Raw genomic sequence first — 7,136 nt, forward strand, 5'->3', positions numbered from 1 at the left:
TCAGGTTTCCTGGGCGCGGTAGGCGCCCGGCGTCAGCCCGGTCCACTTCTTGAACGCGCGGTGAAAGGCCGATGGCTCGGAAAAGCCGGTCTGCTCGGCGATCTGTTGCAATGACAGGTCGGCCCGACGCAGGTGGTAGATGGCGATATCGCGCCGCAACTGATCCTTCAATTCCTGAAAGCTCGTGCCTTCTTCGCGCAGGTGCCGGCGCAGGGTCTGCGGGCTGATGTGCAGGTGCTGGGCGATGCTTTCCAGGTCCGGCCAATGGTTGCTGTCGCGGCTGAGCAGGCGGCGCAGCTGGCTGCTCAGGCTGTCGCCGTCGTCCGGGCGAGCCAGCAGGTCGGCGGGGGAGCGTTCGAGAAAGTGCTTGAGGGTTCGTTCGTCCTGCAGCAGCGGCATGCTCAGGTAGCGGCTGTGGAACAGCAGGCTGCTGCGGTCGCGGGAAAACACCAGGGGGCAGGGGAACAGCAGGTCGTATTCGTTGCCGTGCTCGGGTTTCGGGTAGCTGAAACAGGCCTGTTCGAGGCGGATGCGCTGGCCGATCAGCCAACTGCCGAGGCGATGCCAGATCACCAGCAGGCTCTCGCTGAGGAAGTGGTCCGGGTCCCACAGCGCCGCGTCGTCCAGGCTCAGGCGGGTCATGTCCCCTTCGCGCGTCAGGCTCAGCCGCGGCGCCTGGGGGAACAGGCTGTAAAACAGCAGGCCACGCTGCAGGGCCTTCTCCAGGTTGCTGCAGTGGATCAGGGCGTGGCACATCATGGCGAAGGTGCCGCGTTTGCTCGGGCCGTCGCCGAACCCCAGGTACTCGTCATCCAGGACTTGCCAGAGCTGTTGCAGCAGGCTGGCGAACTGCTCGGGGGCGATACGGGCCTTGGGTTCGTTCAGCAGTTCGAGGCTGATGCCCAGGGTCTGCAGCAACTCCGAATAGTCGTAGCCCCGCCGGCGGGCCCCGCCCAGGGCGGCACGGGCGAAATGACTGGCGATGGTGCGTTCGCGCATGAAGGTTGATCCGGCCATTGAGTGGCGGATGTTAACAGCCGCCGACGACTGGGCAAGGCGGATATCCGCCAAATTGTAGGACGAGAGGCGGGCGATGGGCGGAAATCCGCCACTTCACTCAGGGGCGGCGATAGCGAAGGGCGAGCGCAAACCCTGATGTCCAAAGGCCTTCAGGGTTTTTTGGCAAGCTGGCACGGGCTTTGCGATAGCGAGCGAGGAGTAGGGAGCAACCAGAGGTGTTCCCCGCAGCTCTACACAACAAATCCCTCCAGTGCAGGAGGGTTCGCACTTTAGGCGTCGTGTGCATCGATGGATGGTGTGCAACGGTGCTCTTGAGGAACTTTGCAATGACGACTCGTCAGCCACTGTACAAATCCCTGTATTTCCAGGTGATCGTTGCCATCGCCATCGGCATCCTGCTCGGTCACTTCTACCCGCAGACCGGTGTGGCCCTCAAGCCCCTGGGTGACGGGTTCATCAAACTGATCAAGATGGTCATCGCGCCCATCATCTTCTGTACCGTCGTCAGTGGTATCGCTGGCATGCAGAACATGAAATCGGTGGGCAAGACCGGTGGCTACGCGCTGCTGTACTTCGAAATCGTTTCGACCATCGCCCTGCTGATCGGCCTGGTCGTGGTCAACGTCGTGCAGCCGGGCAACGGCATGCACATCGATGTATCCACCCTGGATGCCTCGAAAGTGGCGGCCTACGTCACCGCCGGCAAGGACCAGAGCATCGTCGGCTTTATCCTCAATGTCATTCCGAACACCATCGTCGGCGCCTTCGCCAACGGCGACATCCTGCAAGTGCTGATGTTCTCGGTGATCTTCGGTTTCGCCCTGCACCGCCTGGGTGCCTACGGCAAGCCGGTGCTGGACTTCATCGATCGCTTCGCCCACGTGATGTTCAACATCATCAACATGATCATGAAGCTCGCGCCGATCGGTGCGCTGGGTGCCATGGCCTTCACCATCGGCGCCTACGGCGTGGGTTCGCTGGTGCAGCTGGGCCAGCTGATGATCTGCTTCTACATCACCTGCGTGCTGTTCGTGCTGGTGGTGCTGGGCGGTATCTGCCGCGCCCACGGTTTCAGCGTGCTGAAGCTGATCCGCTACATCCGTGAAGAGCTGCTGATCGTGCTGGGTACTTCCTCGTCGGAATCGGCCCTGCCACGCATGCTGATCAAGATGGAACGCCTGGGCGCGAAGAAATCGGTAGTGGGTCTGGTGATCCCGACCGGTTACTCCTTCAACCTCGACGGTACCTCGATCTACCTGACCATGGCGGCCGTGTTCATCGCCCAGGCGACCGACACCCACATGGACATCACCCACCAGATCACCCTGCTGCTGGTGCTGCTGCTGTCCTCCAAAGGTGCTGCTGGCGTGACCGGTAGCGGCTTCATCGTGCTGGCGGCGACCCTGTCGGCCGTGGGTCACCTGCCGGTGGCCGGCCTGGCGCTGATCCTGGGTATCGACCGCTTCATGTCCGAAGCCCGTGCGCTGACCAACCTGGTCGGTAACGCGGTAGCCACCGTAGTGGTCGCCAAGTGGGTCAAGGAGCTGGACGAAGACCAGCTGCAGGCCGAACTGGCTTCCGGTGGCCGTGCGATCAGCGACACCCGCGAAGAAGATGACCTGGGCGTAGCCGAAGGTCCAACCCCGACGACTGTGAAGTAACTTCACCGCGTTGATGAAAAACCCGCTCCGGCGGGTTTTTTCATGCCCGGTGTTTGAGCGTAACGGTCAGCCCGGGTGGCGCTTGCGGTGATTGCCGGGCCTCGAGACGCTGCCTACTCTGTGGGCAATCAATCGGCAAGGGAGAGTGCTCATGCAAGGGCCACTGGCGTCACTCAAGGTACTGGATTTCTCCACGCTGCTGCCGGGGCCGTTCGCCTCCTTGCTGCTGGCGGACATGGGCGCCGAGGTACTGCGCATCGAATCGCCGACCCGCATGGACCTGCTGCGGGTGCTGCCGCCCCACGACCAGGGCGTCTCCGCCAGCCATGCCTACCTCAATCGCAATAAACGCAGCCTGGCGCTGGACCTCAAGCAGCCCGAGGCGCTGGAGGTGATCCGCCAGCTGGTGCTGGAGTACGACATCGTGCTGGAGCAGTTCCGCCCCGGGGTGATGGAGCGTCTGGGGCTGGGCTACGAGGCGTTGAAGGCGCTCAACCCGAAGCTGATCTATGTCTCGATCACCGGTTACGGCCAGACCGGCCCGTACCGTGATCGCGCCGGCCATGACATCAATTACCTGGCCCTGGCGGGCCTGGCCAGCTACACCGGGCGCAAGGACAGCGGGCCGCTGCCCCTGGGCATCCAGGCGGCGGACATCGCCGGAGGTTCGCTGCATGGAGTCATCGGCCTGCTGGCGGCGGTGATTGCCCGCCAGCACAGCGGCCTGGGGCAGCACCTGGATGTGAGCATGACCGATTGCGTGTTCAGCCTGAACGCTATGGCCGGGGCAGGCTACCTGGCGTGCGGAATCGAGCCCGCGGCGGAGCAGCAGGTACTCAATGGCGGCAGCTTCTATGACTATTACCGCAGTCGGGATGGTCGCTGGCTGTCGGTGGGCAGCCTGGAACCGCCGTTCATGCAGGCGCTGTGCAAGGCCCTCGGGCGTCCGGAACTGGCGGCCCAGGGGCTGTCACCGCAACCGGAACAGCAGCAGGCGCTCAAGCTGGCCTTGCAGGTCGAGTTCGAGAAACGTGATTTTGCCGAGCTCTGCGAATTGTTCGCCGCGGTCGATGCCTGCGTCGAGCCGGTGCTGGGCCTGGCGGAGGCGGTGGCGCATCCGCAGTTGCAGGCGCGGCAGCTGGTCAGTCAAGTGCCGCGTGGCGATGGCAGCTACCAGGCGCAGATGGCCTGTCCGTTGAAGTTTTCCCAGGGGCTGCCGGAGCCTCGGCATATCGGGGCGGAACTGGGCGCGCATAGTGATCAGGTGCTGGCCGAGCTGGGTTACAGCGCGCAGCGCATCGCCGAACTGCGCCAGGGCCGAGTCATCCTGTAGGGCCGGGCTCACTCCACCCGCATTTCGCCGCTGAACACCAGGGTGTGCCGGCAACGCCGGCACAGATAACGCCGGCCCTGGGCGACCAGGCGATGGCGCTGGGCGGAAAACGGGAAATCGTTGTCGCAGGGGCAGCGATAGATGTAGCGGGTCACGCTGCGACGCTGGATCTCGTAGGTGTGGCAGCGATTGGGCGGCAGTTCGTACACGCCGCGCATGATCAGTTGCCATTCTTCGCCGTGGGGCTGAATGCGCTCGCCGAACAGTTGGTGGGCGATCAGGTGCGCGACTTCATGGGCCACGGTCTGTTTGAGGAAGTCTTCGGTGTTTTCCCGGTACAGCTGCGGGTTGAAGCGCAGCAGGTTCTCGTGCAGGTGGGCGACACCGGCTTTCTGGCCGCGCAATTTGAGGCTGACCACCGGGCGTTTGAAAGGTCGTTTGAAAAAGGATTCAGCGAGTTGGAAACAGTCTTCGACGCGGGTATTGAGTTGCTCGGGCATGCTTAACGGCTCTCCAGAGCGAGTGAGTATGCCGCAAAGCTGATGCATTCCGAATCGTCCAGGCGCCGAATGGTCGTTGCGCAGATTGGAAGGCCGCCTTGCGGCGGCCTGTGTTGGCAGATTGTGTTTGTTTTTTGAGCGACGTCAGTTGGTGTAAACGGGGCCGACGCCAAGACCCCAGACGATCACGGTGAACGCCATGATCGCGACCAGCACCACCAGCCCAACGGCCAGTACGGAGCTTGAGAACAGGAAACCTTCGTCCGAGGGAATGTTCATGAAGGTCGGCAACCCGACATACAGCAGGTAGACGGTGTAGCAGATGGCGGCCGTGCCGACGATCATGCCCAGCCACATGTGCGGATACAGCGCCGCCAGGCCGCCGATGAACAGGGGCGTCGCGGTATAGGTGGCGAACGCGATGCAGCGCGCCAGGCTTGGGCTGGCGTCGTAGGTGCGGGCCATCCAGTGGACGAAGGCGCCCATGACCGCAACCCCGCCAAGCATCGCCAGGTACGACATGATGGTCATCCACAGCGCGCTTTCCATGGTCAGCATGACCGGCGCTCGATTGCCGATGACCCAACCGACCTGGGTGGTGCCGATAAACGCCGAAATCGCTGGAATCGCCGCGAGAATCAGCGTGTGGGTGAGGTACATGTGGCTGATGCTTTCCTCTTCGTCGCCACGTATTTCTCGCCATTCCTGATCGGGGTGGGTGAAGAGTCCCACGACATGATGAATCATAGTCAGTCACTCCTTTGTTATTGCCATCGCCCCCCAACGGAGCGCCTACGGGCCAGCGGCCAAGTAAGTAAAGGTCTGAATATGCGTGCGACCTTATGTCGCAGTATAGAGAGGGCTGACTTGCAAAAGGCGCAGGCGTTAGAGCAAATCGCGCTGTCGGCGCGGCTGGTAATCGCATTCGGCGATTTGATTGGTCAGCTGGCGCCCGGCGCTTCGCCCGCGCGCGGTTTTTGCGTAAAATATCCGGCTTTTCGTCACACACCGCGGATTTCAAGCGCCATGGGCACTCTTACGGTCAACCAGAACAAACTGCAGAAACGCTTGCGCCGCCAGGCCGGGGAAGCGGTCGCCGACTTCAACATGATCGAAGACGGCGACAAGGTCATGGTCTGCCTGTCCGGCGGCAAGGACAGCTACACCATGCTCGACGTGCTGATGCACCTGCAGAAGGTTGCACCGATCAAGTTCGACATCGTCGCCGTGAACATGGACCAGAAGCAGCCCGGGTTCCCCGAGCACGTGCTGCCGGCCTACCTCGAGACACTGGGTGTGGAGTACCACATCGTCGAGAAGGACACCTACTCGGTGGTCAAGGAACTGATACCGGAAGGCAAGACCACCTGCTCGCTGTGCTCGCGCCTGCGTCGCGGCACCCTGTACACCTTCGCCGACGAAATCGGCGCGACCAAGATGGCCCTGGGTCACCATCGCGACGACATCGTCGAGACCTTCTTCCTCAACATGTTCTACAACGGCTCGCTCAAGGCCATGCCGCCCAAGCTGCGGGCCGATGACGGTCGCAACGTGGTGATCCGCCCGCTGGCCTATTGCAGCGAGAAGGACATCCAGGCCTATTCCGACCTCAAGCAGTTCCCGATCATCCCGTGCAACCTCTGCGGCTCCCAGGAAAACCTGCAGCGCCAGGTGGTCAAGGAAATGCTCCAGGAATGGGAACGCAAGACCCCGGGCCGTACCGAAAGCATTTTCCGCGGCCTGCAGAACGTGGTGCCGTCGCAGCTGGCGGACCGCAACCTGTTCGACTTCACCAGCCTGAAGATCGACGAAACCGCGGCCTCGCGTTTCGTCAATGTGGTGAACCTCTGAGTCGTTTCGCGGCTCTGTATCCTGGAATCACGGCGCTCCTCTGAGCGCCGTTTCTTTATCGTCATTAGGAGAGGGCATGCGCGATTACAAGTGGCTGCACGAATACTGTCTGAACCGCTTCGGTTCGGCGGCCGAGCTGGAAGCCCATCTGCCAGTGCCGAAAACCCCGGCGCAATTGCGCAAGATCAGCGATGACCGTTATCTCTCGACCCTGGCCCTGCGGGTGTTTCGCGCCGGCTTGAAGCACAGCCTGGTGGACGCCAAGTGGCCAGCCTTCGAAGAGGTGTTCTTCGGTTTCGACCCGGAGAAAGTGGTGCTGATGGGCGCCGAGCACCTCGAGCGGCTGATGCAGGACGCGCGGATCATTCGCCACCTGGGCAAGCTCAAGAGCGTGCCGCGCAATGCGCAGATGGTGCTGGACGTGGAAAAGGAGAAGGGCAGCTTCGGCGCCTTGATCGCCGACTGGCCGGTGACTGACATCGTCGGCCTGTGGAAGTACCTGGCCAAGCACGGTCACCAGTTGGGCGGCCTGTCGGCCCCGCGCTTTCTGCGGATGGTCGGCAAGGACACCTTCGTGCCGACCTATGACGTGGTGGCGGCGCTGAATGCGCAGCAGATCATCGACAAGGTGCCCAGCAGCCTCAAGGACCTGGCCACCGTGCAGGGCGCCTTCAACCAGTGGCACGCCGAAAGTGGCCGGCCGCTGTGCCAGATCTCGATGATGCTGGCGTATACGGTTAACCACTGATTCGGCGTTGACCTCATCGCGGG

At 62.4% G+C, this 7,136-nt stretch carries 7 protein-coding genes; 4 read left to right on the forward strand and 3 right to left on the reverse strand.

What is annotated here, in order from left to right; translation table 11 throughout:
• Entirely contained in the window at window positions 1-999 is a 999-nt protein-coding gene (locus tag ACTJKT_RS05350) for an AraC family transcriptional regulator (RefSeq protein WP_097304687.1), read from the reverse strand.
• A gap of 347 nt (window positions 1,000-1,346) precedes the next feature.
• Between ACTJKT_RS05350 and ACTJKT_RS05355 the strand changes: the two genes are divergently transcribed.
• Together ACTJKT_RS05355 and ACTJKT_RS05360 are read left to right on the forward strand one after the other, a co-directional pair.
• The gene (locus tag ACTJKT_RS05355; protein WP_063432667.1) at window positions 1,347-2,681 is read left to right on the forward strand and encodes a dicarboxylate/amino acid:cation symporter; all 1,335 of its coding nucleotides are present in this window, start codon (window positions 1,347-1,349) and stop codon (window positions 2,679-2,681) included.
• A 151-nt stretch (window positions 2,682-2,832) separates the two neighbouring features.
• Entirely contained in the window at window positions 2,833-4,014 is a 1,182-nt protein-coding gene (locus ACTJKT_RS05360) for a CaiB/BaiF CoA transferase family protein (RefSeq protein WP_440786425.1), read from the forward strand.
• An 8-nt stretch (window positions 4,015-4,022) separates the two neighbouring features.
• Here ACTJKT_RS05360 and ACTJKT_RS05365 read toward each other — a convergent pair whose 3' ends face one another.
• Both ACTJKT_RS05365 and ACTJKT_RS05370 read right to left on the reverse strand, forming a co-directional pair.
• A complete protein-coding gene (locus ACTJKT_RS05365) occupies window positions 4,023-4,514 on the reverse strand; it encodes a SprT family zinc-dependent metalloprotease (RefSeq protein ID WP_007931787.1) in 492 nt (163 codons plus the stop codon).
• Between the two features lie 144 nt (window positions 4,515-4,658).
• A complete protein-coding gene (locus ACTJKT_RS05370; protein WP_007931790.1) occupies window positions 4,659-5,261 on the reverse strand; it encodes a Yip1 family protein in 603 nt (200 codons plus the stop codon).
• A gap of 279 nt (window positions 5,262-5,540) precedes the next feature.
• Between ACTJKT_RS05370 and ttcA the strand changes: the two genes are divergently transcribed.
• Entirely contained in the window at window positions 5,541-6,365 is an 825-nt protein-coding gene (gene ttcA / locus ACTJKT_RS05375; protein ID WP_007931792.1) for a tRNA 2-thiocytidine(32) synthetase TtcA, read from the forward strand.
• Between the two features lie 76 nt (window positions 6,366-6,441).
• On the forward strand, window positions 6,442-7,113 hold the full coding sequence (locus ACTJKT_RS05380) for a DNA-3-methyladenine glycosylase I (RefSeq protein ID WP_053269715.1): 672 nt from the start codon (window positions 6,442-6,444) through the stop codon (window positions 7,111-7,113).
• Window positions 7,114-7,136: the final 23 nt, after the last annotated feature.

The organism is Pseudomonas sp. 22526 (assembly GCF_052044735.1).
In the GTDB taxonomy this organism is placed as follows: domain Bacteria; phylum Pseudomonadota; class Gammaproteobacteria; order Pseudomonadales; family Pseudomonadaceae; genus Aquipseudomonas; species Aquipseudomonas piscium.